Genomic DNA, 2,018 nt, shown 5'->3' with positions numbered 1-2,018 from the left:
AAACAAGCTCGTTCTTGAGTTTCTAAAGTATCGTTGTCAATCTATTGGCCTAACAAACGGCTCAAGAGGGATTGCCAACGCGTGGCGGCTTTAGTACAAAATTGAAGTTCAGGGTTTACGGTGTGTTTTTTTGAGTTCGGCGGTGCGTTGTCAACCCCTTAGCCGGGCGTTATGATTCACCCGGATTCAGTAAAACATCTTGATATCTCGGTAAAAATTTTCATGCGCGCCTAGGGCGATGAGTTCAAGAGTTACCGTCCCATCTTGATAGCTATAGCCAAGAAGAGTGAGTTGCTTAACCATTTTGAATTTATAAACACGGAGAAAGGACAAATCTCCTTTTTTCTGCTCGCCTAAAAGCGGATCTTCGATAAGTGCTTTGACCGCATTGTCCAGATCCACTTTCTGATTTTGGTGGAGTTTTTTAACGGTTTTCTTGAATGATGGCGTTTGAAGAACCTGTGTAATATTAGCCAAAGTTGTATGCCTCAAGTTTTCCGGCTTCTTTTTCAGCTTTAGCTATAATGGCTTGTCGAACAAATTCATAAGGTAAATCTGGGTTATCTTCCATCATTTCCCCAATTTTAGCCCAGTGTTCAATTTGTTTTGGTGTAGTGCGATTCAATGCTTTGGCCATGATAGCGGCTTTATCTACGAGGTCTTGATCAAGGCGTATGCTAGCGGTAGACATAATGTGCTCCTTCATTTAAAGTTTTAATAATTGTAGCGTGGCGCTACGAAGGTAGCAAGATGAATCATAACAAACGGCTCAAGAGGGATTGCCAACGCGTGGCGGTTTTGGTGCAAAATTGAAGTTCAGTGTTTAAGTGTGTTTTTTGAGTTCGGCTGTGCGTTGTCAACCCCTTAGCCGGGCGTTAAGCGTCATTTTAATATCGAGGAATCATGTTAGATTTATTTACACCAATCGCTGAAGATGAGAAGCAACATCCTTTGTTCAAAATGATGCTGCAAGAGCAGTACAAGCCAGAGCAAGACGTTCTCAATTCTTGGGCGCAAGGGTTCGAAGATAGAGATGGGAAGTTTATTTATGAGTTTCAAACGACTTTTGAATCATCTATGTGGGAGCTTTATCTGCATGCATTTCTAAAAGATCTAGGTGCTCAAACTGACTTCTCTCATCATGCGCCAGATTTTGTAACTGAATTGGATAGGCATATCACGCTTGAAGCTACTATTGCAGCCCCACCTCAAGGCGGGGAAGCCCCAGCAGGGCATTCGCAAATGTTTGCTCCGACAGACTTTGCTGAGTTCAACCAGCAATCAGCAATCAGGATTTCAAATAGCTTATCTTCCAAGATTAAGAAGTTCAGGACCAGTTACTCTGATTTACCGCATGTTAAAGATAAACCCTATGTAATTGGCTTAGCTTCCTTTGACCGACCGTTTTCCCATTTTGCGGTTAATCGCGGAATTGTAGCGGTTTTATATGGGTTGTATGTGGATGAGGAAACGACTATTGCAACGGGGGCTAACGAGTTGATTAAGTATCCCGTTGAAGCTGTAGTTAAAAACGAAAATGTATCAATTCCTGTAGGTTTGTTTACTACTGATGAATACAAAGATGTAAGTGCAGTAATTTATAGCTCACTAGCCACTTGGGGAAAGATTCGAGCACTTGCTGATAACCCTAACGCAATGAGTGTATACCACACGTGTCACTTACCTAAAGGCGACAGCATTATTCCAGAAGTTCGCAATACAATTAAGGCAGAGTATAAGGAAGATATCGCTGATGGCTTACATATACTCCATAACCCTTTTGCAGAGTACCCGCTTGATGCTAATACGTTTAATCATGCTCGAGTTGCTCAGTACTTTTTTGACCCTGAGAAAGGAATCAACGTCATCGCCCCCGACGATTTTCTGCTACTCAGGCAGCTAAACAGCGTCGTAACTCGATGACGCTTAACAAAGCATTTAAGAGTGATTCGCAACGCTTGGCAGTTTCGCTTCGCTCAAGTATAGCCAAGCGCCGCTCACACCTTAATGCGGCGTTA

Annotated in this window: 3 protein-coding genes; 1 reads left to right on the top strand and 2 read right to left on the bottom strand. The window is 42.7% G+C overall.

Going from position 1 to position 2,018, the window contains the following annotated elements:
- Window positions 1–186 precede the first annotated feature (186 nt).
- Together AACQ17_RS09765 and AACQ17_RS09760 are read right to left on the bottom strand one after the other, a co-directional pair.
- The gene (locus AACQ17_RS09765) at window positions 187–477 is read right to left on the bottom strand and encodes a type II toxin-antitoxin system RelE/ParE family toxin (protein ID WP_017044325.1); all 291 of its coding nucleotides are present in this window, start codon (window positions 475–477) and stop codon (window positions 187–189) included.
- Window positions 470–691 carry a TA system antitoxin ParD family protein gene (locus AACQ17_RS09760; protein WP_017044326.1) on the bottom strand — a complete coding sequence of 74 codons (222 nt, stop codon included), beginning with the start codon at window positions 689–691 and terminating at the stop codon, window positions 470–472. The genes AACQ17_RS09765 and AACQ17_RS09760 overlap by 8 nt, the downstream gene beginning before the upstream one ends.
- A 212-nt stretch (window positions 692–903) precedes the next feature.
- Between AACQ17_RS09760 and AACQ17_RS09755 the strand changes: the two genes are divergently transcribed.
- Window positions 904–1,923 (top strand): glycosaminoglycan attachment site, encoded by a 1,020-nt coding sequence (locus AACQ17_RS09755; protein WP_094147686.1) that lies wholly within the window; start codon window positions 904–906, stop codon window positions 1,921–1,923.
- Window positions 1,924–2,018: the final 95 nt, after the last annotated feature.

It is taken from the genome of Vibrio sp. V10_P2A27P122 (assembly GCF_963874335.1).
GTDB lineage: Bacteria > Pseudomonadota > Gammaproteobacteria > Enterobacterales > Vibrionaceae > Vibrio > Vibrio anguillarum.
This window is presented reverse-complemented; position numbering and strand designations above follow the sequence as displayed.

What these genes read in the sequence shown, in the direction of transcription:
- AACQ17_RS09755 (WP_094147686.1), top strand. Translation starts at nt 904, where the DNA reads ATGTTAGATTTATTTACACCAATCGCTGAAGATGAGAAGCAACATCCT.
- AACQ17_RS09760 (WP_017044326.1), bottom strand. Translation starts at nt 691, where the DNA reads ATGTCTACCGCTAGCATACGCCTTGATCAAGACCTCGTAGATAAAGCC.